25 protein-coding genes are annotated in these 26,706 nt (G+C 62.5%); 13 read left to right on the top strand and 12 right to left on the bottom strand.

Annotated features, from left to right (window positions below):
- Nucleotides 1-68: 68 nt before the first annotated feature.
- The gene (gene ychF, locus ACX3P0_RS13410) at nucleotides 69-1,172 is read left to right on the top strand and encodes a redox-regulated ATPase YchF (RefSeq protein ID WP_459089133.1); all 1,104 of its coding nucleotides are present in this window, start codon (nucleotides 69-71) and stop codon (nucleotides 1,170-1,172) included.
- A 151-nt stretch (nucleotides 1,173-1,323) separates the two neighbouring features.
- Here ychF and ACX3P0_RS13405 read toward each other — a convergent pair whose 3' ends face one another.
- Both ACX3P0_RS13405 and ACX3P0_RS13400 read right to left on the bottom strand, forming a co-directional pair.
- Nucleotides 1,324-1,881: a CopD family copper resistance protein gene (locus ACX3P0_RS13405; RefSeq protein ID WP_459089131.1), complete on the bottom strand. Its 558-nt coding sequence runs from the start codon at nucleotides 1,879-1,881 to the stop codon at nucleotides 1,324-1,326.
- Between the two features lie 56 nt (nucleotides 1,882-1,937).
- A complete protein-coding gene (locus ACX3P0_RS13400) occupies nucleotides 1,938-4,001 on the bottom strand; it encodes a putative bifunctional diguanylate cyclase/phosphodiesterase (protein WP_459089129.1) in 2,064 nt (687 codons plus the stop codon).
- Nucleotides 4,002-4,511: 510 nt separating this feature from the next.
- Between ACX3P0_RS13400 and ACX3P0_RS13395 the strand changes: the two genes are divergently transcribed.
- The 3 genes from ACX3P0_RS13395 (at nucleotide 4,512) to ACX3P0_RS13385 (ending at nucleotide 6,228) form a co-directional block, all read left to right on the top strand.
- Nucleotides 4,512-4,976: a MaoC family dehydratase gene (locus tag ACX3P0_RS13395; protein WP_459089127.1), complete on the top strand. Its 465-nt coding sequence runs from the start codon at nucleotides 4,512-4,514 to the stop codon at nucleotides 4,974-4,976.
- Nucleotides 4,973-5,443, top strand: a complete 471-nt coding sequence (locus ACX3P0_RS13390; RefSeq protein ID WP_459089125.1) for a MaoC family dehydratase — start codon at nucleotides 4,973-4,975, stop codon at nucleotides 5,441-5,443. The genes ACX3P0_RS13395 and ACX3P0_RS13390 overlap by 4 nt, the downstream gene beginning before the upstream one ends.
- Before the next feature lie 152 nt (nucleotides 5,444-5,595).
- Nucleotides 5,596-6,228, top strand: a complete 633-nt coding sequence (locus tag ACX3P0_RS13385; protein WP_459089123.1) for a LysE family translocator — start codon at nucleotides 5,596-5,598, stop codon at nucleotides 6,226-6,228.
- Between the two features lie 21 nt (nucleotides 6,229-6,249).
- On the opposite strand, the gene ACX3P0_RS13380 is transcribed toward ACX3P0_RS13385, so the two are convergent.
- The 5 genes from ACX3P0_RS13380 to ACX3P0_RS13360 all read right to left on the bottom strand — a co-directional run bounded on the left by ACX3P0_RS13380 (nucleotide 6,250) and on the right by ACX3P0_RS13360 (nucleotide 11,920).
- Nucleotides 6,250-6,795: an adenine phosphoribosyltransferase gene (locus tag ACX3P0_RS13380; protein ID WP_459089121.1), complete on the bottom strand. Its 546-nt coding sequence runs from the start codon at nucleotides 6,793-6,795 to the stop codon at nucleotides 6,250-6,252.
- A gap of 198 nt (nucleotides 6,796-6,993) precedes the next feature.
- Nucleotides 6,994-7,866: a cytochrome c1 gene (locus ACX3P0_RS13375; RefSeq protein ID WP_459089119.1), complete on the bottom strand. Its 873-nt coding sequence runs from the start codon at nucleotides 7,864-7,866 to the stop codon at nucleotides 6,994-6,996.
- A 29-nt stretch (nucleotides 7,867-7,895) separates the two neighbouring features.
- Nucleotides 7,896-9,197 (bottom strand): cytochrome b, encoded by a 1,302-nt coding sequence (locus ACX3P0_RS13370; RefSeq protein WP_459078112.1) that lies wholly within the window; start codon nucleotides 9,195-9,197, stop codon nucleotides 7,896-7,898.
- A 16-nt stretch (nucleotides 9,198-9,213) separates the two neighbouring features.
- Nucleotides 9,214-9,777 (bottom strand): ubiquinol-cytochrome c reductase iron-sulfur subunit, encoded by a 564-nt coding sequence (petA, locus tag ACX3P0_RS13365; RefSeq protein WP_459078111.1) that lies wholly within the window; start codon nucleotides 9,775-9,777, stop codon nucleotides 9,214-9,216.
- A 262-nt stretch (nucleotides 9,778-10,039) separates the two neighbouring features.
- Nucleotides 10,040-11,920 (bottom strand): ABC transporter ATP-binding protein, encoded by a 1,881-nt coding sequence (locus ACX3P0_RS13360; protein ID WP_459089117.1) that lies wholly within the window; start codon nucleotides 11,918-11,920, stop codon nucleotides 10,040-10,042.
- Nucleotides 11,921-12,032: 112 nt separating this feature from the next.
- Here ACX3P0_RS13360 and ACX3P0_RS13355 point away from each other — a divergent pair, with 112 nt between their 5' ends.
- Both ACX3P0_RS13355 and ACX3P0_RS13350 read left to right on the top strand, forming a co-directional pair.
- A complete protein-coding gene (locus ACX3P0_RS13355) occupies nucleotides 12,033-12,302 on the top strand; it encodes a BrnT family toxin (RefSeq protein WP_459078109.1) in 270 nt (89 codons plus the stop codon).
- A complete protein-coding gene (locus tag ACX3P0_RS13350) occupies nucleotides 12,286-12,630 on the top strand; it encodes a BrnA antitoxin family protein (protein WP_459078108.1) in 345 nt (114 codons plus the stop codon). Before ACX3P0_RS13355 ends, ACX3P0_RS13350 begins: the two co-directional genes overlap by 17 nt.
- Nucleotides 12,631-12,634: 4 nt before the next feature.
- On the opposite strand, the gene ACX3P0_RS13345 is transcribed toward ACX3P0_RS13350, so the two are convergent.
- Complete coding sequence (locus ACX3P0_RS13345) at nucleotides 12,635-14,521, bottom strand: ABC transporter ATP-binding protein (RefSeq protein ID WP_459089115.1); 1,887 nt, start codon at nucleotides 14,519-14,521, stop codon at nucleotides 12,635-12,637.
- 747 nt (nucleotides 14,522-15,268) lie between these two features.
- Between ACX3P0_RS13345 and ACX3P0_RS13340 the strand changes: the two genes are divergently transcribed.
- Complete coding sequence (locus ACX3P0_RS13340) at nucleotides 15,269-15,745, top strand: tRNA (cytidine(34)-2'-O)-methyltransferase (protein ID WP_459089113.1); 477 nt, start codon at nucleotides 15,269-15,271, stop codon at nucleotides 15,743-15,745.
- On the opposite strand, the gene ACX3P0_RS13335 is transcribed toward ACX3P0_RS13340, so the two are convergent.
- Complete coding sequence (locus ACX3P0_RS13335; protein WP_459078104.1) at nucleotides 15,720-15,977, bottom strand: hypothetical protein; 258 nt, start codon at nucleotides 15,975-15,977, stop codon at nucleotides 15,720-15,722. The two genes, ACX3P0_RS13340 and ACX3P0_RS13335, sit on opposite strands and share 26 nt — an antisense overlap.
- 114 nt (nucleotides 15,978-16,091) lie before the next feature.
- Between ACX3P0_RS13335 and hemF the strand changes: the two genes are divergently transcribed.
- The 3 genes from hemF (at nucleotide 16,092) to ACX3P0_RS13320 (ending at nucleotide 18,979) form a co-directional block, all read left to right on the top strand.
- Complete coding sequence (hemF, locus tag ACX3P0_RS13330) at nucleotides 16,092-17,006, top strand: oxygen-dependent coproporphyrinogen oxidase (RefSeq protein ID WP_459089111.1); 915 nt, start codon at nucleotides 16,092-16,094, stop codon at nucleotides 17,004-17,006.
- A 174-nt stretch (nucleotides 17,007-17,180) separates the two neighbouring features.
- Nucleotides 17,181-18,689, top strand: a complete 1,509-nt coding sequence (locus ACX3P0_RS13325) for a pilus assembly protein (RefSeq protein WP_459089109.1) — start codon at nucleotides 17,181-17,183, stop codon at nucleotides 18,687-18,689.
- Between the two features lie 104 nt (nucleotides 18,690-18,793).
- On the top strand, nucleotides 18,794-18,979 hold the full coding sequence (locus ACX3P0_RS13320) for a DUF1059 domain-containing protein (protein ID WP_459078101.1): 186 nt from the start codon (nucleotides 18,794-18,796) through the stop codon (nucleotides 18,977-18,979).
- Nucleotides 18,980-19,082: 103 nt separating this feature from the next.
- Here ACX3P0_RS13320 and ACX3P0_RS13315 read toward each other — a convergent pair whose 3' ends face one another.
- From ACX3P0_RS13315 to ACX3P0_RS13305, 3 genes are read right to left on the bottom strand one after another with little or no spacing between them, the layout of a single operon-like run.
- A complete protein-coding gene (locus ACX3P0_RS13315) occupies nucleotides 19,083-20,342 on the bottom strand; it encodes a CCA tRNA nucleotidyltransferase (protein WP_459089107.1) in 1,260 nt (419 codons plus the stop codon).
- Nucleotides 20,339-20,971 (bottom strand): CoA pyrophosphatase, encoded by a 633-nt coding sequence (locus ACX3P0_RS13310; protein ID WP_459089105.1) that lies wholly within the window; start codon nucleotides 20,969-20,971, stop codon nucleotides 20,339-20,341. Before ACX3P0_RS13310 ends, ACX3P0_RS13315 begins: the two co-directional genes overlap by 4 nt.
- Complete coding sequence (locus ACX3P0_RS13305; RefSeq protein ID WP_459089266.1) at nucleotides 20,971-21,600, bottom strand: DUF1285 domain-containing protein; 630 nt, start codon at nucleotides 21,598-21,600, stop codon at nucleotides 20,971-20,973. Before ACX3P0_RS13305 ends, ACX3P0_RS13310 begins: the two co-directional genes overlap by 1 nt.
- Nucleotides 21,601-21,734: 134 nt before the next feature.
- On the opposite strand from ACX3P0_RS13305, the gene ACX3P0_RS13300 reads away from it, so the two are divergent.
- The 3 genes from ACX3P0_RS13300 (at nucleotide 21,735) to ACX3P0_RS13290 (ending at nucleotide 26,705) form a co-directional block, all read left to right on the top strand.
- Nucleotides 21,735-22,739 carry an AAA family ATPase gene (locus ACX3P0_RS13300; RefSeq protein WP_459089103.1) on the top strand — a complete coding sequence of 335 codons (1,005 nt, stop codon included), beginning with the start codon at nucleotides 21,735-21,737 and terminating at the stop codon, nucleotides 22,737-22,739.
- The gene (locus tag ACX3P0_RS13295; RefSeq protein WP_459089101.1) at nucleotides 22,739-23,650 is read left to right on the top strand and encodes a DUF58 domain-containing protein; all 912 of its coding nucleotides are present in this window, start codon (nucleotides 22,739-22,741) and stop codon (nucleotides 23,648-23,650) included. Before ACX3P0_RS13300 ends, ACX3P0_RS13295 begins: the two co-directional genes overlap by 1 nt.
- A gap of 229 nt (nucleotides 23,651-23,879) precedes the next feature.
- Nucleotides 23,880-26,705, top strand: a complete 2,826-nt coding sequence (locus tag ACX3P0_RS13290) for a DUF4159 domain-containing protein (RefSeq protein ID WP_459089099.1) — start codon at nucleotides 23,880-23,882, stop codon at nucleotides 26,703-26,705.
- Nucleotide 26,706 lies beyond the last annotated feature (1 nt).

Raw genomic sequence — 26,706 nt, 5'->3', positions numbered from 1 at the left:
TTGACGATGGTCGGCCCTTTCGCCCATAGCCTGATCCAAATTATCGCTTTCCGTTAGGACCATAGACCATGGGTTTCAAATGCGGCATCGTTGGGTTGCCCAACGTCGGCAAGTCCACGCTGTTCAATGCGCTGACCAGGACGGCGGCGGCGCAGGCCGCCAACTATCCTTTCTGCACTATCGAGCCGAACACCGGCGAGGTCGCGGTGCCCGATCCGCGCCTGAAGAAGCTGGCTGAAACCGGCAAGTCGAAAGAAATCATCCCGACCCGCATCTCCTTCGTCGATATCGCCGGGCTGGTGCGCGGCGCTTCCAAGGGCGAAGGGCTGGGCAACCAGTTCCTCGCCAACATCCGCGAAGTGGACGCCATCGTCCACGTGCTGCGCTGCTTCGAGGATGACGACATCACCCATGTCGAGGGCAAGATCGATCCGGTCGCCGACGCCGAGACCGTCGAGACCGAACTGATGCTGTCCGATCTCGAAAGCCTGGAGCGGCGCATCGTGCAGTTCCGCAAGCGCGCCGCCAGCAAGGACAAGGAAGCGCTGACCGTCCTGCCGGTCATGGAGCAGGCCCTGGCGCTGCTGAACGACGGCAAGCCGGCCCGCGTCATGCTGAAGGACATCGCGCCGGAAGACCTCGCGATCCTGCGCGAGCTGAACCTCCTGACCTCGCATCCCGTTCTCTATGTCTGCAACGTCTCGGAGGCGGACGCCGCCACCGGCAACGAGCACACGCGCGCCGTCGAGCAGATGGCGACGGCACAGGGCGCCGGCACCGTGATCATCTCGGCCGCCATCGAGGCCGAAGTGGCGCAGCTTCCCGACGATGAGGCGCAGGAATTCCTGGCCGATCTCGGCCTGGAAGAACCGGGCCTCGACAGGCTGATCCGAGAGGGCTACGCCCTGCTCCATTTGATCACCTATTTCACCGTCGGTCCCAAGGAAACGCGCGCCTGGACAATCGAGCGCGGCACCAAGGCGCCACAGGCGGCGGGCGTCATCCACACCGATTTCGAGCGCGGCTTCATCCGCGCCCAGACCATCGCCTATGACGACTTCACCACGCTCGGCGGCGAAGTCGCCGCAAAGGAGGCCGGAAAGGCGCGCGACGAAGGCAAGGAATATGTCGTGCAGGATGGCGACGTGCTGCTGTTCAGGTTCAACACCTGATTTTTTCGCGTTTTCTCGCCGAAAGGCCCGAAAACGGTAAGGCCGGCGCGCTGGCCGGCCTCGGTGCCTCACCCTGCGCGTACATCCGGCGTCAGGGGAAGCAGATACGCCATCATGAACGATTTGCCAGAGAAGGCAAGCCGGGGCCGTTTCACCAAAAGACGTAGAACATTGCCTTCGCCAGAAAGACGATCAGCACCACATGGCAGAACACGCTTACGTGGATGAATTTGACATGCCGTGATTTGAGCTTGCCGCGCGCGCCGAGCGTCACGGCGGTGATGAAGTGGACGAGCACGCTAAGCGCCAGGACAATTTTGATCGAGAGCAGCGTCGCAAAGCTGCTGTCGAAGGGATGCGCCAGAACATCACGGTACTGCCATGCCATTCCGATGCCGGCGCCATAGAGCGCCAGGATGACAAACGGCATCAGGCGTCGGGCACGCTTGCCGATCGCGGTCTCCACCGTACGCATCACGTCGCGCCCAACCGGTTTGCGGACACTTTCGAGGATCAGAATCTCGAAAAAGACGGTGCCGGCAAACATGATGGCGGCGAACAGGTGCAGGGTGACAAGGAGAAATTGGCTCATGGCGATCGACTCTTTCAGCCATGACAATGCACCGCTGCGATGCAGCACCCTTTGCGAATCCGCAATGTAGAACCAGGGTCGACACAATGACGGGCGCGCAATGAGCGCGCCCGTCATCCGCTTAGACTGACAAACATGCCAGCATGATCGCCTGGAGCCGTGAAGGCAACCCGTTACGCGGCACGGACGGCCACCGGTTGCGGTGCGAACTCTTTGCCCTCGCTACGTCCCACCAGTCCGGCAATCGCCGGCAGGGGCAGCGGTCGCCCGAAGAGAAAGCCCTGAACTTCGGTACAGCCTTCGGCCAGCAGGAAATCGGCCTGCTCCTGGCGTTCGACACCTTCCGCCAGCACCGCCATCTTGAGGCTGGACGCAAGCAGAATGGTCGCCTTGACGATGGCCGTCGCAGTCGGGTCACTGATCAGTCCGTCGATGAACGAGCGGTCGATCTTGACCTTGTCGAAGGGAAACACCTGCAAGGTCGACAGGGACGAATAGCCCGTTCCGTAATCGTCCATGGCGATGGTCACGCCAAGCGCCTTGAGCTGATGGATGACATGCAGCGTCCGCTCGCGATCCTCTATGATGCTGGCCTCGGTGATTTCGAGTTCCAGCCTTGAAGCGTGCAATCCGGTCGCCAGCAGCGTCTCATGCACGATTTTCGGCAAATTGGCCTGGGTAAGCTGCGCCGACGCGATATTGACGGCGATCCTGTAAGGTTTCGCCCAGCCCGCCACTTCCGCGCAAGCGGTCTTCAGCACCCACTCCCCGATGGGAATGATCAGGCCGGTTTCTTCAGCGATAGGAATGAATTCGGCGGGCGAGATGATGCCGCGCTTGCGATGGTGCCAGCGAAGCAACGCTTCGTAGCCGCTCACCAGGCCCGACTGAACGTCGAGTTGGGGTTGGTAATAAAGTTCCAGTTCGTCGCGCTCGATCGCGTGGCGCAGTTCCATGGCAAGGGCGCTGCGCTCGCGCCGGCCTTCGTCCATCGACGGCTCGTAGTAGCGCACCTTGTCGCCGAGCGCGCGCTTGGCCCGGTACATGGCAAGGTCGGCAGCGCCTATCAGTTCTTCCGCATCGCGAGAATCGCCCGGAGACAGGCTGACGCCGATGCTGGCGCCGACGGTCAAGGTGCTGGCGTTGTGGAGCAGGGGCTCGAGCACACAGGCGGCAAGGCGCCGCGCAAACTGGTCCACCTCCGCCTTCGTCCGGACCTGCCGCTTGACGGCGATGAACTCGTCGCCACCGACGCGGGCGATCATTTCGCCCTTGCCCAGAAGCCGCGTGAAACGCTCGGCAAGATCCTGCAACAGGAAATCGCCGGTATGGTGCCCATGGACGTCGTTGATTTCCTTGAAGCGATCCAGGTCGAGGACGAGCACGGCCGTCTGCATGCCGCTCGCGTGGTCCTGCTCCAGAATACCGGGCAGGTGGGCCGACAGAAAGACGCGGTTGGGCAGCCCGGTCAGCGCATCGTGCAGCGCCGCGTGCCGGAAACCGTCGATGAGTTCGCGCTGCGAACGCGAATCTATGATGTAGAGCGCGAGGCCGGCAATGATCGCCATTGCGGCAAGCACGAGCACGGCGAGGAACTCACTGGATATCGTGCGGGCTTCCACGAAAACAGAAGGGTCGGGCACCAGCGTTGCAGCGCCCATGGCCGTAAAATGCATGGTGCAGATAGCGAGCACGAGCAGGCCCATCGCCAGTGGCCGGCTGAACCTGAAGCTGTGCCTGGCGAGAATATGGGTGGTCGCCATTCCAAAGCAGACCGCAAACACCACCGATACGGTCACCAGCGTCCAGTCCCACTGGATGCGGCCCGCCACTTCCAGTCCCGCCATCCCGGTAAAATGCATGGCGACGACGCCAAGTCCGATGACGACGCCACCGCATTCTCCCGGCACGCCCTTGGTTGCGCTGGTGGCCAGGAAAAGGCCCCCGGCGCTGAAGGCGATGGCAAACAACAGCGATGCGAATGTCAGAACCGGATCGAAGGCGTGATCCATCGGCAGCCGGTACCCCAGCATCGCCACGAAATGCGTCGTCCAGATCGCCGCGCCGCAGGCCATGGCCGACAGCATGATCCACGACAGGCGCGCCTCGTTGGACAACCGCCGGGCGCGGTCGAAAAGCCGGATGGTCATGACCGCGCTGGCGACGCATACGATCGCGGCGACCACGACGAACGAATAGTCATGCTCGTAAGCAAGACATGAAACGACTTTGAACAAATCCCGCCCTTTCAGTACAAACCCCGAATGTACGGTAACTCCGAAATATGAAACGAACTCCTAACCCGATTGAAACACCTCGGGTTGCTGGGTTCTGCTTCCCGCCTATTGTGGGTCCACCAAGGAAAAACCCGGAACGGGAAACCATAGTGCTGGCGCCCGGAAAATGGTCAGCACGGATAGGATGAGGGGTAGACGCTTGCGACGAATAGCCAAGCGAATACCGCTACTTATGCAAGCGACGGCGAATGGTTGAAAGTGCTGGAAACGATATGAATGAAGTTCAACACCTGATCTCGTCGCATTTCATCGCCAGATGACGTCGAAACAACGCTAATCTTTTCAATTCGGTGCGCCGCACGATCGACCCTCGACGACGCCGGGGATAACCCGGAACGGCAACGGAGTGCGGAGCCGCCGCCGCAAGCGGTAGCGCCGGCACATCCGGGTTGCGCGGTCCCGCTGCCCGGTCCATGGTAAACCGTACAATCTTGAACGGGATACGCGCGCATGGCGGCCAAGAGATGGGCCTATGAAGATTTCATCGAGGGCGCCTCGATCGATCTCGGCAGCAAGCTGGTCACGGCGGCCGAAATCGTCGCCTTCGCCACGGAGTTCGATCCCCAGCCGATGCATCTGGACGAGGAGGCGGGCCGAAACAGCCTCCTCGGCGGTCTTTCGGCATCCGGCTGGCATACCTGCGCCATGTTCATGCGCCTGATGTATGACGGCATTCTCGTTGATTCGACTTCGCAGGGGTCGCCCGGTATCGATCAGGTGAAGTGGAAAAGGCCGGTTCTTGCCGGCGACACGCTTAGCGGCCGCTGCATGGTGCTGGCCAAGCGTATGTCCAGATCGAAGCCTCAGTTGGGCTTCGTCAGCATGCGCGCGGAACTCTTCAACCAACGCGGCGAAGGTGTTTTCGAACTTGAAAACGCCGGCATGTTTCTGACGCGAGAGGCGGCCTTGTCATGAGCCTCGACGACTTCTTCGGCATCGGCGTCACCACGACGCTTGGCTCGCATAAATTCGAGCCAGACGAGATCAAGGCATTCGCCAGGAAATACGACCCGCACATATTCCACCTCGACGAGGAAGCCGCCAAGGGAACCGTTCTCGGCGGCCTGTGCGCTTCCGGCTGGCACACCGCCGCAACCTGGATGCGGCACAACCTGGCAACGCCTGCCGCCACCGACGGCGGGCGCTGGGCGGGACCCGGCGCACGGCCCGAATTTGGCCCCTCGCCCGGCTTCAGGAACCTGAAATGGCTAAAGCCGGTCTATGCGGGCGAAACCGTGACCTTCATCCGCACCGGGCTTGCCCACCGTGCCCTCGCCTCGCGTCCCGGCTGGCGGCTCTTGACCATCCGCGCCGAAGCCTTCGATTCCACCGGCGACAAGGTGATCGAATTCGAGAGCGCGGTGCTGGTCAAGGCGCGGTAGGCGCGACCGTTCGCGGCCTCCGCGCTTGCCGGCAGCAATAGCGGCCAAAGCCACATCCCCTGACGCCACGATGTCAGCAGGCATCTGTTATCGGGTGGCGTGCGCCATCCGTGGTGTGCATTCCTCACGACACACCACTCACAGGAACGGCAATGGACCCTACCGCGCTCTGGCTTTATCTCCTCCTGCTGGTCGGCATCATCGCCGTGCCGGGAATGGACATGTTCTTCGTGATGGCCAATGCGCTGACCGGCGGGCGACAGGCAGGCGTGGCCGCAACGGCCGGCATTGCGCTGGGAGGTCTGTGCCACACGATATTCGGCACGATTTTCGTGGTGGGCCTGTCCAGCCTGGTGCCGTCGATCTCGACCGTGATGATGATCGTGGGCTCGCTCTATATGGCGTGGATCGGCTTCACGCTTGCGCGGTCGACCATCGAGGTCCATGCGATAGGCCCGGCGGCGCGCAAGCCTCTGGGCAGCATCGCGGCTCAGGGCCTGCTGACCTGTGTCCTTAACCCGAAGGCATGGCTGTTCATCCTCGCCGTCTTTCCGCAGTTCATGAAGCCGGAATACGGCCCGTTATGGCTGCAGGCTGTCATCATGGGTGCCATGACCGTCACCGTCCAGCTGGTGGTCTATGGCGGGCTGGCCCTGGCGGTAGGCACTGGTCGGGAAGCCTTGGCCGGCAATCCGACCACGACGATTTGGGTCGGGCGCGGCGCGGGAGCGCTGCTGATCGCGGTTGCGATATTCACGCTCTATGAAGCCTTACAGCGCTTCTGAGCGCTGCCGGGCAGCATTTCGTCAGTGTCCTTCGAAATCGATCAGCGTACGCACCGGCACGCCCAGGGCTTCCAGTTTCCGGCGTCCGCCAAGGTCAGGCAGGTCGATGACGAAACAGGCGGCGATAATGTCCGCGCCTATCTGCCGGAGCAGTTTGACGGCGGCTTCGGCCGTCCCGCCGGTGGCGATCAGGTCGTCGATGAGAATGACCTTCTCGCCGGGCGCGACGCCGTCCTTGTGCATCTCCATCTCGTCCAGCCCGTATTCCAGGCTGTAGGCGACACGCACCGTCTCATGCGGCAGCTTGCCCTTTTTGCGGATCGGCACGAAGCCGGCGGAAAGCTGGTGCGCAACCGCGCCCCCCAGAATGAACCCGCGCGCCTCGATACCGGCGATCTTGTCCACCTTCTGCCCGGCAAAGGGATGCACCAGTTCGTCGATGGCGCGCCGGAAGGCCTGCGCATTGCCGAGCAACGTGGTGATGTCGCGAAACAGGACACCCGGCTTCGGGTAATCCGGAATGGTCCGGATCGAGGCGAGCAGCGTGTCTTCGAGGGATGGTTTCATGAGGCAAGATTCCGTTGCCGGCTGGAGCATGCCGCCCGAAAGAGGGAACCGGTTTCGAGATAAGGACATGCGTGGGAGAGAGACCGAAAGCGCGACATCCGAATCCGAAATATCGCAACGAATTTTAATCTTGACGATTTGCTGCGCAAAAGAAAAGGGCGCCCGCCGGCGCCCTTGAACATTTATACGTGAGCCAGTTCAGTGCGCCACGCTGGTCCACACCTTGCGCTTGGTCAGGTACATCAGGCCACCGAAGAGCAGCAGGAAGACAATGACGCGGAAGCCGGTCTTCTTGCGGTCCTCCATGTGCGGCTCGGCTGCCCACATCAGGAAAGCTGCCACGTCTTCCGAATATTGCTCCACCGTCTCGGGCGACCCGTCGCTGAAGGTGACCTGGCCGTCCGAAAGAGGATTCGGCATCTTCAAGGAAATGCCCGATGCGAAGTACGGGTTGTAGTGGGTGCCCTCGGGAATGACCATGCCGGCCGGTGGCTGTTCTTCATAGCCGGTCATCAACGAATGGATATAGTCGGGCCCGCCCGCCGCATACTGCGTGAAAATATCGAAGACGAACTGCGGGAAGCCGCGTTCGACGCCGCGCGCCTTGGCCAGCAGCGACATGTCGGGCGGAGCCGCACCGCCATTGGACGCGGCGGCCGCCTCCTCGTTCGGGAACGGCGCCGGGAAATAGTCGGACGGCTTGCCGGGGCGATCGAACATGTCGCCATCGTCGTTGGGACCGTCATGGATCGTGTATTCGGCCGCGAACGCCTTTACCTGCGCCTCGGAATAACCGAGGTCCGCCAGCGTGCGGAACGCCACCAGGTCCATCGAGTGACAGGCGGAGCAGACTTCCTTGTAGACCTGCAGGCCGCGCTGCAACTGCGCCTTGTCGTAGGTGCCGAACGGGCCGGAGAAGCTCCAGTTGAACTCCTTCGGCTCATGGATCGGGAAATGCGTCGGCGCGGCTGCGCTATGCGCCTCTTCCGCGGCCACGGCGGCGGTGCTGACCGCGGCTGCGCCCGCAAGCATCAGGCCGAATGCCGCCAGCGACGTGAGAATCTTCTTCATACCAAACCCCTCATCGATTCTCTTGTCGCTCAGCCTTTGGTTTCAGGTGCGGCTGCCGCACCCGCTGGATGACCGCTGCCGCCCTTGTTCTTCTCCAGCACGGCCTCGGTGATGGAGTTGGGCAGGCGGCGCGGCGTCTCGATCAGGCCAAGCACCGGCATGACGATCAGGAAGAAGGCGAAGTAGAACAGCGTCGCCATCTGCGCCATGAACACGAAGCTGCCTTCGGCAGGCTGCGAGCCGAGCCAGCCAAGGAAGATGGCATCGGCCACGAACAGCCAGAAGAACAGCTTGTACCAGGGCCGGTAAACCGCCGAGCGCACCTTGGACGTGTCGAGCCACGGCACCAGGAACAACATGACGATGGCGCCGAACATGGCGAGCACGCCGCCGAGCTTGGAATTGATCGGCCCGATGTTGAAGGTGATGGCGCGCAGGATCGCGTAGAACGGCAGGAAGTACCACTCAGGAACGATATGCGCCGGCGTCTTCAGCGGGTTGGCGATGATGTAGTTGTCCGGATGGCCGAGATAGTTCGGGATGTAGAAGACGAAATAGGCCATCACCAGCGCGAACACCACCATGGCCATGCCATCCTTGATGGTCGCATAGGGGGTGAAGGCGACGGTATCGGTCTTCGACTTGACGTCGATGCCGGTCGGGTTGTTCTGCCCGACAACATGCAGCGCCCAGATGTGCAGCACCACCACACCGGCAATCATGAACGGCAACAGATAGTGCAGCGCAAAGAAGCGGTTGAGCGTCGGATTGTCGACGGCAAAGCCGCCCAGCAGCAATTGCTGGATCCAGTCGCCAACCAATGGGATGGCGGTAAAGAAACCGGTGATGACGGTCGCGCCCCAGAAGCTCATCTGGCCCCATGGCAGCACATAGCCCATGAAACCGGTCGCCATCATCAGGAGATAGATGATGCAGCCGAGGATCCACAGAAGCTCGCGCGGCGCCTTGTAGGAGCCGTAGTACAGGCCACGGAAGATGTGAATATAGACGGCGACGAAGAAGAACGACGCGCCGTTGGCGTGCAGGTAGCGAAGCATCCAGCCGCCATTAACGTCGCGCGTGATCTTTTCGACGGAATCGAACGCCAGCGACGTGTCTGAGACGTAATGCATGGCCAGCACGATGCCGGTCAGGATCTGCGCCACCAGCATGATGGAAAGAATGCCGCCGAACGCCCAGAAATAGTTGAGATTGCGCGGCACCGGATAGGCAACGAACGAATCATAGACCAAGCGCGGCAAAGGCAGGCGGGCGTCGAACCAGCGTCCCAGACCTGACTTCGGCGTATAGGTCGAGTGTCCCTCGCTCATGAAAATATCCCCTGCCTCAGCCAATAAGTATTTTGGTATCGGAAATGAACTTGAATTCCGGTATTGCCATGTTTTCCGGCGCCGGCCCGTGGCGGATGCGGCCCGACGTGTCGTAGACCGAGCCGTGGCAAGGGCAGAACCAGCCGCCGAACTCGCCTTCCTGGCCAAGCGGGATGCAGCCCAGATGGGTGCACACGCCAACCATGACCAGCCAGTTTTCCTTGTCCTTGCCGGCGGAGCGATCCACGTCCGTGGCCTTGGCGTCGGCCGGCAGATTGGCGTTGCGGGCCAGCGGGTCCTTGAGTTCCTCAAGCTTGACGTCCTGCGCCGACTTGATCTCCTCGGGCGTACGATTGCGTACGAAGACAGGCTTGCCGCGCCATTTGACGGTAAGCGACATGCCGGGCGTCAGCGACGCGACATCGACTTCGACCGTGGACAACGCCAGCGTCGAAGCGTCGGGCTGCATCTGGTCGATGAACGGCCAGGCGAAAGCGCCCGCACCCACCACAGCGGCCATGCCGGTGGCGACATAAAGAAAATCACGACGATTGGGATCTTCGATCTCGGTAGCGCTCACGTTGCCTGATCCTTTTGCCTCTTCCGTGCCGGTGAGTAGAGCCTTGTCCCCGCTCCATCGCACAAGCCCGGCAGCGCACGGCAAACGGGCTCGCGGATTCCTCCGGCATTTGCAGTTCGGTTTATGCGTGACGGCTCTTTTTGTCCAGTCGGGTGAAGGCCCAAGGGCAGATTGTCGCGGGGAGTAAATCCGCAAAAGCCCGATACGGGCGCTATCCGGCCCAAAACCGGGTAAAACCAGCCTGTGGAAGGTTAAAAATGCCTCAAGCCGGCCGGGTTTCCTCCAGCGCGCTTTCCTCGTGAAACAGGAAACCGCCCGACTGGCGCTTCCACAGCCGCGCATAAAGCCCATTGAGCGCGACCAGTTCGTCATGCGTGCCCTGCTCGACGATGCGGCCGGCGTCCAGCACCACCAGCCGGTCGAGCGCCGCGATGGTCGAGAGCCGGTGGGCAATGGCTATGACCGTCTTGCCCTGCATAAGCCGGGTCAGATTTTCCTGGATTGCCGCCTCGATGTCGGAATCGAGCGCCGAGGTCGCCTCGTCCAGCACCAGGATCGGCGCATCCTTGAGGAAGACGCGCGCAATGGCGATGCGCTGGCGCTGGCCGCCCGACAGTTTCACCCCGCGCTCGCCGACGAAGGCTCCGTAGCCGGTTCGGTCCCTGTTGTCGCGAAGCCCGAGGATGAAGTCGTGCGCTTCCGCCTTCTTCGCCGCCGCGATCACCTCTTCGTCGCTGGCGTCCTCCATGCCGAGTTTGATGTTGTCGCGCAGCGAACGATGGAAAAGTGCGGTATCCTGGCTGACCACGCCGATATTGGCGCGTAGCGAGTTTTGAGTCACCTTCGACACATCCTGGCCATCAATAGCGATCGATCCGCTTTCGAGGTCGTAGAGCCGCAGCAGCAGATTGACCATCGTGGTCTTGCCGGCGCCGGATGGCCCGACCAGCCCGACCTTCTCGCCCGGCCGCACGACAAGATCGATGCCATTCAGGACCCCGGAGCCCTTGCCGTAGCGGAATTCGAGGTCTTTCACGTCGATGCGTCCGCCGGCGACGACCAGTTCCTTGGCATCCGGCGCGTCGACCAGGCCGAGCGGCTGCGAAATCAGCGCCTTTGAATTCTCCAGTACGCCGAGATTCCGCAAGATGCCGTTCATCTGCATCATCAGCCGCGCCAACAGCATGTTGAGGCGCAGCACCAGCGCCAGCGTAAATGCGACGCCGCCGACGGTGATGGAACCCTCCACCCACAGATAGATGGCAAAGGCGGCAATGACGGTGATCATCGTTCCCGACAAAAGCGTCAAGGCGATGCGTATGTCGGTCAGCCGGCGGGTGAACGGGCGCAATGCACCCAGATAGATGTCGAAACCGTTGCGGATATAGCGGTCGTCGCCATCGGCCGAAAACAGCTTCAGCGTCTGAACGTTGGAATAGGAATCGACGATGCGGCCAGTGATCATCGAGCCGGCCTCGGCGGTCGCCTCCGCATTCTTGCGCACTTGCGGCAGGATGCGGCGCGCCAGCCAGCCGAACACGGAGATCCATACCACCACCAGCGCCGCCAGCCGCCAGTCGAGCCCGGCAACCAGCGCCAGCGTCGTGACCGTATAGACGATCATGAACCAGACGACCTCGATGAAGCTTTCCATCAGGTCGCCGGTCGCCTGCCCCGCCTGCCAGACTTTTGTGGCGATACGGCCGGCGAAATCGTTCTGGAAAAAGGAGTAGGACTGGCGCGAGACGTGCCGGTGCGCCTGCCAGCGCACCAGATTGTAGAAACCGGGCGTGATGGTCTGCTCGTCCAGAAGCGCCGAAAGCGCCACCACCACGGTGCGCACGACCAGTACCACCATTGCCATGAACACGAGTTCCCAGCCGGCAGCGCCCCACAGCGCCTGCCAGCTCCGTTCCGCCGGAAGCTGGTCGAGGATATCGACCAGCCGGCCGACGAAATAGAACAGGCCAGCCTCCACCAGCGGCGCGATGCCGCCGATGACCAGCATGGCGAAGAAAGCGTATTTCGCCTGGCCGACATAGTGCCAGATGAAGCCCAGGACGCTGGAAGGCGGCCTGAGATTCGCAGGCTCCCGGAACGGATAGACCCGATTCTCGAACCAGCGATAGATTGCCTGCATCATGCCGCCGCCCCCCGATCTGCGAAGCAGCCTGCACTACCATTTATTGTGGCCACAAAAATATTTGTCATCTCAGGCAATATCGTGTATACAATAACTCCGGCGTGGGCGCGCTATGCAGTTCGAGTGGGACGAGAACAAGGCAAGGTCGAACAAGACCAGACATGGGGTCGGCTTCGAGCTTGTGCTCTTGTTTGAATTCGATAACGCCATTGTCATCATCGATGACGATTTCGACTATGGCGAGGAGCGGTTGAAGGCCATCGGCGTTATCCACGGTGATATTTACGTGCTCGTCTATACGGAAGCCGAAGATATCGTGCGCGTCATTTCCCTGCGTCGGGCGAACAAAACAGAGGCGAGAGGCTATGTCGAATCCTGCTAGAATTAGCCGATCAAGCGTTATCCGAACAGAAGCTCCAACGCCGCCAGCGCGGAGTCGCGAGCAAGCCCGTGCCATTGCCAAGAAGTATCTGGAAAGTCTGACGGACGAAGAAGATGCGGCCCTTACAGCAGCAGCGCTCAGCGACCCGGATAATCCGCCGCTGGATCTGGCCAAGGCACGACGCGTCGGGCGGCCGAGGTCGGAGCACACCAAGCGCTCCGTCCATCTTCGGCTCGACCGCGACGTGATCGAAGCATTCGCAACAGGCGGTCGCGGCTGGCAAACCCGCATGAACGCCGCCCTGCGCAAGGCTGCCGGATTGAAGTAGCGTCCTACTCCGCCGGCTGCTTTTCCAAATCCAGTGCCTGCCCGGCCGCCGGGTCGCGCCTGTCGTCATCCGGCAGGAAACCACCGGACTGGCGCTGCCACAACTGGGCATAAAGCCCGCCCTTGGCGACGAGTTCCTCGTGCGTTCCTTCTTCGATGATGGCGCCCTTGTCCATCACCACCAGCCGGTCCATCGCCGCGATGGTCGAAAGCCGATGCGCGATGGCGATGACGGTCTTGCCCTGCATGAGCTTGTAGAGGTTTTCCTGGATCGCCGCTTCCACCTCTGAATCGAGCGCGGAGGTCGCCTCGTCCAGAATAAGGATCGGCGCGTCCTTCAGCATGACGCGGGCGATGGCGATACGTTGCCGCTGACCGCCAGACAATTTGACGCCGCGCTCGCCGACATGGGCGTCGAACCCCTTGCGGCCCTTGGCATCCGACAGCCCGCAGATGAAATCCGTCGCTGCGGCATGTTGGGCTGCTTCGATCATCAGCGCCTCGCCGGCGTCCGGGCGGCCATAGAGGATGTTATCGCTCACCGAGCGATGCAGCAGCGAGGTGTCCTGCGTAACCATGCCGATCTGAGCCCGCAGCGAATCCTGCTTCACCGACGCAATGTCCTGCCCGTCGATGAGGATGCGGCCTGTCTCCAGATCGTAGAAACGCAGCAACAGATTGACCAGCGTCGACTTGCCGGCGCCGGAGCGGCCGACGATGCCCACCTTCTCGCCGGGCTTCACCGTCAACGACAGATTGTCGATGATGCCCTTGCCCTTACCGTAGTGGAAGCCAATTCCGTCAAAGCTGATTTCGCCGCGATCGACGGCGATGTCGTTCGAGCCCGGCCTATCCTCGACCAGGCGCGGCAGCGAGATCGAGCCGATGCCGTCCTGTACCGTGCCGATGTTTTCGAACAGCGCCGATATTTCCCACATGATCCATTGCGACATGCCCCACAGCCGCAGCACCAGGCCGATCACCACGGCGACGGCACCGATCGACACCCTGTCGCCCAACCACAGCCAGATCGACAGCGCCGAAACGGTGAACAAAAGCAACGAGTTGATAAGGTAAAGCGCACCGTACAGGCTGGTGACGAGCCGCATCGACCGATAGACCGTTTCCATGAAGATCGCCATGCTTTCTCGCGCATAGGAAGCCTCGCGCTGTGCATGCGAAAACAGTTTTACGGTCTGGATATTGGCGTAGCTGTCGACCACACGGCCCGTCATCGTCGAGCGTGCATCGGCCTGCTCGGCCGCGACCTTGCCTAGCCGCGGGATAAAATAGCGCAGCAGCACGGCATAAGCGACGAGCCACCCCAGCAGCGGCATTGCCAGCCGCCAGTCGGACGAACCGACGATGAAAAGCATGCCGAGAAAATAGACCACGACATAGTTCAGGACGTCGATCACCTTGATAACGCATTCGCGCACGGCCAGCGCCGTCTGCATCAGTTTTGTGGCGATGCGGCCGGCAAATTCGTCCTGGTAGAAGGTCATCGACTGCCTGAGCAGATAGCGGTGCACGTCCCAGCGGATGCGCATCGGATAATTGCCCATCAGGGTCTGGTCGTGCACCAGCGATTGAAGCAGCGCCATGGCCGGCAGCAGCACCACGACCACGAAAGCCATGGCGGCCAGCTTCCAGCCTTCGGTCTGCAGGAAGGTCTCGCGGTTTTGCGCCGACAGCCAGTCGACGATGTGGCCGAGAAAGCCGAACATCCAGACTTCCGCCAGAGCGATTGCCGTGATCAGCAAGCCGGTGATCGCGATATAGGGCCACGCGCCGCGCGTATAATGCACGCAAAAAGCGATCAGCGTCTTGGGCGGCTCGACCGGTTCCTGGTGCGGAAACGGATCGAGCCTTTTTTCAAACCAGTCAAACATCGTCTGCTACTCATCCATCGGGTGGCTTTGGCATTAACCTAAGCGGCAAGCGGGCACATGGAGCCAGGCATATCGGAATCGTCCGACCGTTGGCCCTGGTCAAGCGCGAGAGTGGGGGCCGAACGGGCCGCCTGTCCAGCCTGCCCCGCCTGCGGAACCACGCGCGAAAAATCGACGTCGGGCAGAGTCCCTCGATGCGGCCGCCAACGCGGTTGCGCATGTACCGCCGAGGCATGGGTCTCGCCGATCAAAAGTGCCCAGAACGGGGCGTTAAAAGGCTGTGTGCAACCGAAATTGCGTGTCTTAAAGGGATCGAACATCGGTCCGTCTTCCATATGAAATCGTTTTGGCTCGTGAATAAATTGCGAATCGGCTCTGCCTCCCGGCATTCGACCGGCAGGCAGGCCGAAATCGGGCGTCGGTGATTCGGGCTGGAGCGTCAGCCGTGTGGGCCGTGGGAAAAACATCGCAAAAATCCTTCGAAAACCGGAACCGGGTTTCGGCGGGACAAGTGCGACAATGCTTGAAATTTCAGAAGAAGCGTCGACCCTGAACCGCCGGCGTGCGCATCAGCCACGCGAGGGGTGGATTGGTATGGATAACAATCATCATTTCCCCTCCTTCGGTTCGAGTTGACAATGCCAGCCCTATAGACGCATTCGCGCAAAAAGGCCAGATGCAAGCCGGATGAAACGCGGCCAGCGGCATCTAGTTGTGGCCGATATGTCACATTCGGAAGGCAGCCCAATGAACGCTCGTCCTGGCATCGCGCTCTACCAGCCCGATATCGCCGGCAACACCGGCACGATCCTGCGCTTTGCCGCCTGCATGGGCCTTGGCGTCGACATCATCGAACCCGCCGGCTTCGACCTGTCGGACCGAAACCTGAAGCGCGCCGGCATGGACTATCTCGAAATGGCAGCACTCACCCGCCATGTGGACTGGAGCGCCTTCGAACAATGGCGCGGCCGCGTGGGCCGGCGCCTGGTGCTGCTATCGACCAAAGCCACGCTTGCCTACACCAGCTTTTCCTTCGAACCCGGCGACATTCTGCTTTTCGGTCGAGAATCGGCGGGCGTGCCGGACCATGTCCACGACGCGGCCGACGCCAGCCTTACCATTCCGATGGTTGCCGGCCCGCGCAGCATCAACGTCGCCTTGTCCGTGGCAATGGTGGCCGGCGAGGCTCTCCACCAGATCAATCCGCAGCCGGCAGACGCCTGATCGTGAACTCGATGACGTCGCCCGGCCGCTCGAACCAGCTTTCGATCTCGGTCCAGTAGGCCTGCTTGGGAAAACGCGCGAACCACTCCTGCGCCTTGAGTCGGGCATCGGCCCGCGACAAGACGAAAGTCTCGCGCAAAAACCCGTCGCGCGGCTTGCCCGCGTTCTCGGCGCGGCTGCGATCCAGTTGCTTCTTCAGCCCGTCCAGCGGCGGCCGTGCGGGGGTGCGCATGAAAGAACTCCTTGACCCTCGGCCTTAACAGATTAGGGATCGCGCCCATAAAAGACGAGTCATTTGTCCGGCGATTCACCCGCCCGCCAAATGCCCGCCACCGGAGACTGCGATTTGGAACGCCCTGAAATACCGGCAGGACTGCCAGCCGACATCGAAGCAAAGAAGCAAACGGCGAAAGCCTGGTTCGAGGAATTGCGCGACCGCATCTGTGCAAGCTTCGAGCAGATCGAGGACGACCTGGCCGGTCCGCATGCCTCATGGGTTCCGGGCCGCTTCGAAAAGACGCCGTGGCTGCGCGACGAAGGCAAGGGCGGCGGCGGCACCATGTCGATGATGCATGGCCGCGTCTTCGAGAAAGTCGGCGTCCACACCTCGACCGTCCACGGCGAATTCTCGCCCGAGTTCCGCAAGCAGATGCCCGGCGCCGAGGAAGACCCGCGCTTCTGGGCGAGCGGCATCTCGCTGATCGCGCACCCCTGGAATCCGAACGTGCCGGCCGTGCACATGAACACGCGCATGGTGGTGACATCGCGCCAGTGGTTCGGCGGCGGCGCCGACCTGACCCCGGTGCTCGACCGGCGACGCCATCAGGAAGACCCGGACACGCAAGCCTTCCACAAGGTGATGCGGTGTGCCTGCGAGCGCAACGCGGCAGTTGCCGACTACGACAAATACAAAGCCTGGTGCGACGAGTATTTTTACCTGCCGCACCGCAGCGAACCGCGCGGAACAGGCGGCATCTTCTTCGACTGGCTGCATTCGCCGGCGGAAAACGGCGGCTGGAACGCCGATTTCAACTTCGTCCAGGAAGTCGGCCGTTCCTTCCTCGTCGTCTATCCGCATCTGGTGCGCTGCAATTTCAACGAGAACTGGACAGACGGCGACCGCGAGGAACAGTTGATCCGGCGCGGGCGCTACGTCGAATTCAACCTGCTCTACGACCGCGGCACCATCTTCGGCCTGAAGACGGGCGGCAACGTCAGCTCGATCCTGTCATCAATGCCGCCGCAGGTGAAATGGCCATAATGGAGTGCCTGTGCAGCCGACTGCGCATAAGGCACTTTATTCACACACTTTTTACCACTCGCGAACCCTCCCGCCATTCTTGGCGGATGCCGGCCGCACGCTTACCAATTCGCAACCCGTTTCCTATTTGGGTCGCCCCGATGCATGTGACGTTTCGTGCGATGGGGGTATTGAATGCTGAAACGCTTTCTGGTGGATCGCTCCGGCAACTACGTGATGTTGTTGGCGGTCATGACCCTGCCGCTGTTGCTGGCGATCGGCTTCTCCGTCGACTATGTCCGCTATGTCGCGGCCAAGCAGCATCTGCAGGATCTGGCCGACGCCGCCTCACTTGCAGTCGCCGCTTCGCCGGAACGCGACGACACCAAATTGCGGGTGCTGGCCGGCGAGATGGTCGTCGGCAACACATCCATAAACCGGATCGAGAACGTCACGGTCGCTTCGCTCGATATCAAGGACGACAAGGTCGACCTTGGTCTCGGCGGCAATATTCCAACCTATTTCATGGGACTGGCCAATATCCACAGGCTGGATGTCCAGGCATCGGCGCTGGCCGTGCGCGCGGTGACGGGCAGCGTGGAAGTCGCGCTGGTGCTGGATAATACCTGGTCGATGTCGGAAGAGGATACCAGCGGCAAGACGAAAATAGCAGCACTCAAGGACGCCGCCAAAAGCCTTGCGGATAAACTCATGACCGGAGACGGCGCGAAGAACGTCCGCATGGGGCTGGTTCCCTATGCCGACTACGTCAATGTGGGCACGCAGTACCGCTCGGCTTCGTGGCTTTCCGTGTCGGCCGATTCGGTAGGTCCCACGCCGCCGCCGCGAACATGCGAGATGAAAAAGGTCGTCTCCAAGCCATGCACGGGAAATGCCCCCTCCAAAACCTGTACAAGGTATGTCGACGGTGTTCCGGAAAAATATGAATGCGGCAAACAATGTATCAGTTGGGGGCCAGAGAAGACCGAAATAAAGGAACAATGTAGCGGTGGCGGAACCGCTACGGTCAAGAAATGGTGGGGATGCGTGGTTTCGCGCAAAACCGGAGAGGCGCGCCTCAACGACGGTAGCCCTTCCGTTCCTTACCCCGGCTATATCGAGACAAAGCAGACATGCCTCAACCCTATCGTGCCCCTGACCAACAACGTGTCTTCGCTGGACGCCGCTATCACCGGCATGATTATCAACATCGGTAATTATAAGCCCTATACCTACATCCCCGCCGGCCTTATTTGGGGTCTCAACATCCTGTCGCCATTGGAACCCTTCAGCCAGGCGATGGCCTATGATCCCGACAACAAGAACCCGCGCAAAGCCGTCGTTCTGATGACCGATGGCGAGAATTTCATGAATTTCCGCAAATCGGACGGCCGGCACACCGCCGTCGCCTATCCCGAATATGAAAGCGGCTTCGACCCGAAGAACAAGGCCCACGCAGACGCCAGGGCCGCCCAGATGAAGGCCACGAACGACGACACGCTGGCAATCTGCAACCACATCAAGGCCCAGAACATCGAAGTCTATACGGTGGCGTTCATGGTCGAAATGGACTTCTCCAAGAGGCTGCTGCAAGATTGCGCCACCGACGCCGAACACTATTTCGACGCGTCCGATTCCGCAAAATTGCTCGCTTCCTTCGAACAGATCGCAAAGTCGCTGACCCAGGTGCGGCTGGCGCGATAGTGCTTTCGCAAGGGGCACCGGAATTTCGCTGCCCTTTGCAACCGGTTCGCCCTATTCTGTGTTATGGTTACAGTTCAACGGCAACGAGGAAAGGAGGAATCCCGATGAAAGAATTTCACTGCGGCTCGCTTGTCCCCGGCTGCGAATGGCATACGCGCGCCGAGGAAGAGGCCGAGGTCATGCGCCGGGCCGTCCAGCATATGCGTGAAACGCATGGCGAGACGACCATCCGCGAAACGATGGTGGAAGCCATCCGCTCGCGCATAGACAAGGTTCGCGACGCGGCCTGACTAGAGCGCCGTGCGTCCAATTGGACGCACAAAGGACGCTCTAGGACTTTGATTGAGCATCGGAATAATCCGAAAACCGGTAGCCACTTTTCGGTCCGATGCTCTAGCCCAATGCCTTGGCGGCGCGTTCGAGCAGCGCGCTGCGGTCGAGCGTAAAGGCCGACTCGATCCAGTCGTTTTCCAGCGCCGTCAGCGTTGCGCCAAGTTCCGGCCCCTGCGCGGCGCCAAGCGCTGCAAGGTCGGCGCCCTTGATCGGGAAAACCGGCTTTTCCCATTTTTGGGCATAGGCCAGCAGCCGCGAAAAGCCGCCAGCCTCGATCATTGCGTTGTCGTCCTCGACGGCGCGCGCACGCGCGGATGCCAGCGCCAGTTGTAGCCGGTCGATGACCCCCTGCTGCACGCCGCGATAAAGCGTTCTTGCCAGTTGCGCCTCTGTCGTCTTCGGTTCGACGGCTGCGGTCAGGCTCCAGTCCTTGAGGCGATTGGCTTCGCGGGTGGAAAATTTCAGCCGCCCGGCCAGCGTTTTCATGCGCGCGGCGTCCGGCGGCACGATGGCTTCCAGCCGCGCGAGTGGATCGGCTTTCCAATCTAGATCACGCTCTGCATTGACCAGCGCGTGGATCGCGTCGATGCCCCATTTCTCGCTTTCGGGCAGCGCCTGAGTCAAAACGCCGGACTGGCGCATCCACAGCAGCGCCCGCGCAGGGTCTGGCGCGCCAAGCAGTTTCTTCAATTCCGCCCAGACGCGCTCGGCCGAAAGCCGGTCGAGCCCTTCCTTGAGCCGCGCGCAAGCTTTCAGGCCCTCCGCGTCGGGCCGGCCATCGCCATACCAGGCGAAGAAGCGGAAGAAGCGCAGGATGCGCAGATAATCTTCGCGGATGCGCTGTTCGGGATCGCCGATGAAACGCAGCCGCCGCGCCTTGATGTCCTCAAGCCCGCCGACCAGGTCGATCACCGCGCCATCGGCCTCGGCATAGAGCGCATTGATGGTAAAGTCGCGCCGCTCGGCATCCGCCTTCCAGTCGCGCCCGAACGATACTTTCGCATGCCGCCCATCGGTTTCCACGTCGGCGCGCAGCGTCGTCACCTCAAACGGCCGCCCGCCGGCAATGACGGTCACGGTGCCATGATCGATGCCGGTCGGCACGGCCTTGAACCCTGCTGCCTCGACGCGGCGCACGGTCTCCAGCGGCAAGGTCGTGGTGGCGATATCGACATCGGCGACCGGCTGGCCAATCAACGCATTGCGCACCGCGCCGCCGGCAATGCGCGCCTCCTCGCCCTCTGCGCTCAGCACGGCAAGCAGGCGCTGCAGATGTTTTTCGACCAGCCAATCGGCCTTGTCGGCAATGCTGACACTCACGCATAAAGCCTTTCGTAAAGCGTGCGGATAATGCCCGCCGTCACCCCCCACACGCGCTGGCCGCCATAGGGCATCTCGTAGAAAAACCATTCGAGGTCGTTCCACATGCGGCTGTCACGACGGTGGTTGGCCGGGTCCATCAGGAAGGACAGCGGCACCTCAAAAGCGGCGTCGACCTCGTCCGGGTTCAGCGTCAGCGTAAAGCCCGGCTGCACGACGCCGAGCACCGGAACGATGCGATAACCGCTGCCGGCAACGTAATCCGGCATGCGCCCGATTACCTCGATGAAGTTTTCGGCCAGGCCGATTTCTTCCATCGTCTCGCGCAGCGCTGTGAATTCCGGCGTCGGATCGGTCGCGTCGATGGTGCCGCCGGGAAAGGCCACCTGCCCCGAATGGTTGCGCAGCTTTTCGGCGCGCTTGGTCAAAAGCACGGTAGCTTGCGCACCATGGTCGATTACCGGGATCAGCACTGCAGCATCGCGCAGCGTCCTGTTTGACGTGATACGCGGATGACCCGGATTGAAGCGATGATCGCCATAGTCGTCGCCGGCCTTTGCCGCAGGCTGGCTTGCTACGCGCAGGCGAAAATCGGCGGCTGAGAACGGCAAGGCTGCACAAATATCCATCAGGTGCTCAGCCGTTTCAGGCTTTCCGCCGGCATGATTGGAAAAATCTGCCCGCGCGAGCGCACGGCAAATACCAGCGTGCCCTCCACCATGATCTCCTCGCCATGGCCGACGAGCTCGTACATCACCGGCCGCGCCACCAGCGCCTCCAGCCGCCCCCGTACCAGCACGTAAGGCTTCAGCCCGCCCGTATCCGCCTCGTCGACAAAGCGCAGCGGATTGTCCGGCCCGACCTCGACCACGTCGCCGACATTGGTGCGAAAGGTGATCGCCTGATCCTCGCCCGTGCCGCAAACATCGACCTCGACGGCGACGAAAGGCGCATCGACAACGCGGATGCCGACCCGCTCCACCGGCGTCACCAGATAGGTCTTGCCGTCCTCGTCCTTGCGCAACACGGTGGAAAAAAGCTGTACCAGCGGCATGCGGCCGATCGGCGTGCCCATGTAGAACCAGGTGCCGTCCTGCCTTATTTCCATGTCGATATCGCCGCAGAACTCCGGATTCCAGCGCTCTACCGGCGGCAAGCCCTTGCCGGCGCGGGCCGCGCGCGAAATCAGCGCCTCGAGGCCGCGCGCATCGGCGGCATCGGCAAGAGTTCTCTGGCTATCGGGAAAGCTATCGATCATCGTCACGAAATAGTCACTGTTGTTGCGCTTGTCAGCCTGACTTAGTGATTTAAGTTCAGCCGAGGCGCAACGCGAGCCCGAATCGCGGCTAAGGTCGTGCGGCTCGATAGTCCAAACACAAGGATCGATGCTGCATGAGCGTGATGGTCAAGGAAAGCCCGATCAGCGAAAAGGACATGATCGAACAGGCCGAAAAGGCGCTGGCCGACATTTCCCGTATCCGCGAGGGCGTCGGGCGAGTCATTTTCGGCCAGGAAAGCGTCGTCGAGCGTACGCTGGTGGCGCTTCTCGCCGGCGGGCACGCGCTGCTGGTCGGCGTGCCGGGTCTCGCCAAGACCAAGCTGGTGGAAACGCTCGGCATCGTGCTCGGCCTCGATACCAGCCGCATCCAATTCACACCCGATTTGATGCCTTCCGACATTCTCGGCTCCGAAGTGATGGAGCAGGACGAAACCGGCCGCCGCTCGTTCCGCTTCATTCAAGGGCCGATTTTCGCCCAGCTTCTGATGGCCGACGAGATCAACCGCGCTTCGCCGCGTACGCAGTCGGCCCTGCTGCAGGCAATGCAGGAATACCACGTCACCATCGCCGGCGCGCGCCACGACCTGCCAGCACCCTTCCATGTGCTGGCGACGCAGAACCCGCTGGAACAGGAAGGCACCTATCCGCTGCCCGAAGCGCAGCTCGACCGCTTTCTGATGCAGATCGATATCCTGTATCCTGCACTGGAGGCGGAGCGGCGCATCCTGTTGGAGACCACAGGCATCGAAGACGCCAAGGCGCAAAACGTGCTTGGCCCCGAACGCCTCCGCGAAATCCAGACGCTCGTGCGCCGCATGCCGGTTCCCGAAAGCGTGGTCGAGGCGATCCTCAAACTGGTGCGCTCGGCCCGTCCTGATCAGGGTAACGCCGATACGGACAAGCTCGTCGCCTGGGGTCCGGGGCCGCGCGCCAGCCAGGCCTTGATGCTGTGCGCCCGCGCTCGTGCGCTTTATGACGGACGCCTCGCGCCCTCCATCGACGATTTGCGCGCGCTGGCCGAGCCGGTGCTGCAGCACCGCATGGCGCTGACCTTTGCCGCGCGCGCCGAAGGCACCAGCGTGCGCGACGTGGTGGCAAAGCTTGTGAAAGGCATTTGATGACTCGCATCGGTGAAGCCCAGGCACCGGCACAAGCGCGCGACGCGCTTGCCCGCGGCCGCCTGCGGGCTTCGCTGATGCCGGACCTGCTGGTCGAGGCGCGCCGCATCGTCAATACGGTGATCGCCGGCTGGCATGGCCGCAAGAAGCGCGGCATCGGCGAAAATTTCTGGCAGTTCCGCCCCTATGTCGAAGGCGATTCCTCGCGCATCGACTGGCGGCGCTCCGCCCGCGACGACCACACCTATGTCCGCGACCGCGAATGGGAAGCCGCCCATACGGTCTGGCTGTGGGCCGACCCCTCGCCTTCCATGCTCTACCAATCGACCACCGCCACGGTGTCGAAGGAATCGCGCGCGCTGGTGCTGGCGCTGGCCATGGCCGAGCTTTTGTCACGCGGCGGCGAGCGGATCGCCTGGCCGGGGCTGACCGATCCGTTCACCGCCCGCAACGGTGCCGAACGCGTCGCCGCCCATATTGCCCATGCCGGCCATCTGCCGGCCCGGCCCGACCTTGTCGCCGTCCGCCGCTTTTCCGACATCGTGCTGATCAGCGACTTCCTCGATCCGGTCGAGGAGACCTTCCAATGGCTGGACGGCCTGGCCCGTCGCGGCGTGCGCGCACATCTTGTCGAAGTGTCGGACCCGGCCGAGGAAAGCTTTCCCTTCGCCGGGCGCACCGAGTTCACCGACCCGGAAACGGGTGAAAAGCTGACGGCGGGCCGCGCCGAGATGCTGGGCGACGATTACCGCCTTCTCTACACCGCGCGCCGGTCGGAACTCGCCGGCTGGTGCCGGCGGCTTGGCTGGAGCTTTACCACCAATCACACCGACCGGTTGGCGTCCGACGCGCTGACCCGCGTGCATATGGCCATGAGCGCCGATGGCTTCGGCGGGGGCATGCGGCCATGATGCGCTCTTCCTCACACCCCTCATCCGACCGCGCTCCGCGCGGCCACCTTCTCCCACAAGGGGAGAAGGGAAGGTCGCATTCCCGCCCCCGCCAATCTCAACTGCCGACGGTTGGCGGGAGGAAAGGCGCAGGCATTCCTTTCTCCCCTTGTGGGAGAAGGTGGCCGCGCGGAGCGCGGTCGGATGAGGGGTGTTGGCCAGAGCGCAACAACCTCCGAAGGCCTCTGTCATGAGCTGGCTGCCGCTCTCCTTCGGTACGCCGATGGTGCTGTGGGGCCTGTTGGCGCTGCCGGTCATCTGGTGGCTGTTGAAGCTGACGCCGCCTAAGCCGCAGGCGGAAATCTTCCCGCCGCTGAAAATTCTGGCGCGCGTGCTGAAGCGGCAGGAAACACCGCAGAAAAGCCCGTGGTGGTTGACGCTGCTTCGCCTTCTGATGGCAGCGCTGGTTATCGCGGCGCTCGCAGAACCCGTATTCAACCCGCGTGAAACGCTGCCCTCCAAAGGCAGCGCGCTTGCCCTCGTCATCGACAATGACTGGGCCGCCGCTCCCGACTGGGACAAGCGCGTCGCCACCGCCGAACGCCTGATTTCCGACGCCGGCGCGAAGGGCGAGCCGGTCATCGTCGCCTTCACTGCCGAAAAGCCCAACGCCGAGATCGGCCCGTTCGATGCGGCGACGGCCCTTGATCGGCTGCGCGCCGCCAAGCCGCGCCCGATCCCCACCGACCGCCCCGCCGTCTATGCCCGCGTTGCCGAGACGCTTTCTTCCCTGCCCGGCGCCAGCATTGCCGTGCTCGCCGATGGGCTGGCGGCGCAAGGCGACGAAGATGCGTTCAAGACGCTGCTTTCAAAAAATGCCGCCAATATCGTGTGGGTGACGCCCGAGCGGATTGCGGCAATCGCGCTCACCAGCGCCGAAAACGAGGTCGACGGGTTTGCCCTGACCGCGATCCGGGCCCAAAGCGACTCCGCGCCGCGAAAAATCACCGCCGGCGCGTTCGACGACAAGGGCCGCCGCATCGCCGACGCCACGCTGACCTTCGGGCCAGGCGAAACCAAGGGCACCGGCACGATGAAAGTGCCGTTCGAACTGCGCAACGATTTTGCGCAGGTAGCGCTGGACGGCGAACGCCATGCCGGCGCGGTGCGCGTGCTGGACGAAAGCGCCAAGCGCCGCCGTGTCGGGCTTTTGGGGCAGGCCGACGCCGATCAGGCGCAACCGCTTTTGTCGCCGCTCTACTATATCCGCCGCGCGCTCTCGCCCTTCGCCGATCTGGTTGAACCGTCGAGCGCCGACCTGGCCGACGCCATCCCGCAATTGCTCGATCAGAAGCCCGCGATGATCGTGATGGCCGATGTCGGCACCATCCCCCCCCAGGTCCGGCAAAGGCTGATCGACTGGGTCGACAATGGCGGCACGCTGGTGCGCTTCGCCGGCTCGCGCCTTGCCGCCGCCGGCAGCGACGACGATCTCCTGCCAGTGCGCCTGCGCGCCGGCGAGCGTTCGCTGGGAGGTGCCCTGTCATGGACGACGCCGCAGCCGGTCGCCGAATTTCCCAAGACCGGCCCCTTCGCCGACCTGGCTGCCCCGACCGAAGTCACCGTCAGCCGGCAGGTGCTGGCCGAGCCCGGGCCGGACATCGCGGAGCGCACATGGGCAAGCCTCGCCGACGGCACGCCGCTGGTGACCGGCCTGAAGAAAGGCAAGGGCACGCTGGTGCTTTTCCACACCACGCCGGAAGCGACATGGTCGAACCTTCCGATTTCCGGAAGCTTCGTGGAAATGCTGCGCCGCCTCGTGCAATTGTCACGCAACCAGGGCGCGGTCGCCGCCAATGCTGAGGCGTCGTCGGCAACGCTTGCGCCCTATCGCATGATTGCCGCCGACGGCGCGCTTGTCCCGCCGACCCCCGATGCGCGGCCGCTGGTTCCAAGCGCCAAGGCGCCCGTCACCCTGGAGAACCCGCCCGGCCTCTATGGCTCCGATGCCGGCGTCTTTGCCCATAATCTGCTCCATGCCGACAGCGTTTTGACCCCGCTGAAGCGGCCGCAAATTTCCGTTCCCGTCACCACCATGAACTACGCGTTCGATGAATCCCTCCACCTCAAGGGGGCGCTGGTAGCGGCGGCGCTGGTGCTGATGCTGCTCGATACGCTGGCCGTATTCTGGATGGGCGGGCTGTTTTCCAGGCGTGGTGGCGGACGCCGGCGCACTTCCGCCACCACGGCGGCGGTCATGCTGATCGCGATGGGCGCGCTGTTCGCCCATGTCGATGCGACCCGCGCCGATGATTCGAAACCCGGCGACGCTGTCGCCATCGAGGCAATCGCCAAGACCCGCATCGCCTATGTGCTGACCGGCGAGCCGGGCGTCGACGCCATCAGCCGCGCCGGCATCGAGGGGCTGAACCGCTTCCTCATCGACAAGACCGCGCTGGAGCCGGGCGACCCGGCCGGCGTCGACATCGCCAAGGACGAATTGTCCTTCTATCCGCTGATCTACTGGCCGGTCGATGCGACGGCACCGATGCCGAGCCAGGCCGCGATCGCCCGCATCGACGCCTATATGAGCCAGGGCGGCACGGTGCTGTTCGACACCCGCGACCAGTTTTCCACCGGCATCGGCGCCGATTCCACCAGCCCCGCGACCGAACGGTTGCGCGACATTCTGGGCAATCTCAATGTGCCGCCGCTGGAGCCGGTGCCGCCGGACCATGTGCTGACCAAGTCGTTTTATATCCTTGCCGAGTTTCCGGGCCGCTTCGACGGCAGCCCGCTCTGGGTCGAGGCATCGCCGGATGCCAGCAATGCCGACAACCGCCCGGTGCGCACCGGCGACGGCGTCTCGCCGATCATGATAACCGCCAACGATTACGCCGGGGCATGGGCCATCGACGCCAACGGCGACCCGCTTTTGCCGACCGTGCCGTCCGACCCGATGCAGCGGATCTACGCGCTGCGCACCGGCGTCAACATCATGATGTACATGCTGACCGGCAACTACAAATCCGACCAGGTGCACGTGCCGGCCCTGCTCGAACGGCTGGGGCAGTAGC

The organism is Mesorhizobium sp. A556 (assembly GCF_054489545.1).
Note: the sequence above shows the minus strand (reverse complement) of the source record. Positions and strands in the feature narration are given on the sequence as shown.

Coding starts and splice junctions, on each gene's coding strand:
- ychF (WP_459089133.1), top strand. CDS start 69: ATGGGTTTCAAATGCGGCATCGTTGGGTTGCCCAACGTCGGCAAGTCC.
- ACX3P0_RS13405 (WP_459089131.1), bottom strand. CDS start 1,881: ATGACGGGCGCGCTCATTGCGCGCCCGTCATTGTGTCGACCCTGGTTC.
- ACX3P0_RS13395 (WP_459089127.1), top strand. CDS start 4,512: ATGGCGGCCAAGAGATGGGCCTATGAAGATTTCATCGAGGGCGCCTCG.
- ACX3P0_RS13390 (WP_459089125.1), top strand. CDS start 4,973: ATGAGCCTCGACGACTTCTTCGGCATCGGCGTCACCACGACGCTTGGC.
- ACX3P0_RS13385 (WP_459089123.1), top strand. CDS start 5,596: ATGGACCCTACCGCGCTCTGGCTTTATCTCCTCCTGCTGGTCGGCATC.
- ACX3P0_RS13380 (WP_459089121.1), bottom strand. CDS start 6,795: ATGAAACCATCCCTCGAAGACACGCTGCTCGCCTCGATCCGGACCATT.
- ACX3P0_RS13375 (WP_459089119.1), bottom strand. CDS start 7,866: ATGAAGAAGATTCTCACGTCGCTGGCGGCATTCGGCCTGATGCTTGCG.
- ACX3P0_RS13370 (WP_459078112.1), bottom strand. CDS start 9,197: ATGAGCGAGGGACACTCGACCTATACGCCGAAGTCAGGTCTGGGACGC.
- ACX3P0_RS13360 (WP_459089117.1), bottom strand. CDS start 11,920: ATGATGCAGGCAATCTATCGCTGGTTCGAGAATCGGGTCTATCCGTTC.
- ACX3P0_RS13355 (WP_459078109.1), top strand. CDS start 12,033: ATGCAGTTCGAGTGGGACGAGAACAAGGCAAGGTCGAACAAGACCAGA.
- ACX3P0_RS13350 (WP_459078108.1), top strand. CDS start 12,286: ATGTCGAATCCTGCTAGAATTAGCCGATCAAGCGTTATCCGAACAGAA.
- ACX3P0_RS13345 (WP_459089115.1), bottom strand. CDS start 14,521: ATGTTTGACTGGTTTGAAAAAAGGCTCGATCCGTTTCCGCACCAGGAA.
- ACX3P0_RS13340 (WP_459089113.1), top strand. CDS start 15,269: ATGAACGCTCGTCCTGGCATCGCGCTCTACCAGCCCGATATCGCCGGC.
- ACX3P0_RS13335 (WP_459078104.1), bottom strand. CDS start 15,977: ATGCGCACCCCCGCACGGCCGCCGCTGGACGGGCTGAAGAAGCAACTG.
- ACX3P0_RS13325 (WP_459089109.1), top strand. CDS start 17,181: ATGCTGAAACGCTTTCTGGTGGATCGCTCCGGCAACTACGTGATGTTG.
- ACX3P0_RS13320 (WP_459078101.1), top strand. CDS start 18,794: ATGAAAGAATTTCACTGCGGCTCGCTTGTCCCCGGCTGCGAATGGCAT.
- ACX3P0_RS13310 (WP_459089105.1), bottom strand. CDS start 20,971: ATGGATATTTGTGCAGCCTTGCCGTTCTCAGCCGCCGATTTTCGCCTG.
- ACX3P0_RS13305 (WP_459089266.1), bottom strand. CDS start 21,600: ATGATCGATAGCTTTCCCGATAGCCAGAGAACTCTTGCCGATGCCGCC.
- ACX3P0_RS13300 (WP_459089103.1), top strand. CDS start 21,735: ATGAGCGTGATGGTCAAGGAAAGCCCGATCAGCGAAAAGGACATGATC.
- ACX3P0_RS13295 (WP_459089101.1), top strand. CDS start 22,739: ATGACTCGCATCGGTGAAGCCCAGGCACCGGCACAAGCGCGCGACGCG.
- ACX3P0_RS13290 (WP_459089099.1), top strand. CDS start 23,880: ATGAGCTGGCTGCCGCTCTCCTTCGGTACGCCGATGGTGCTGTGGGGC.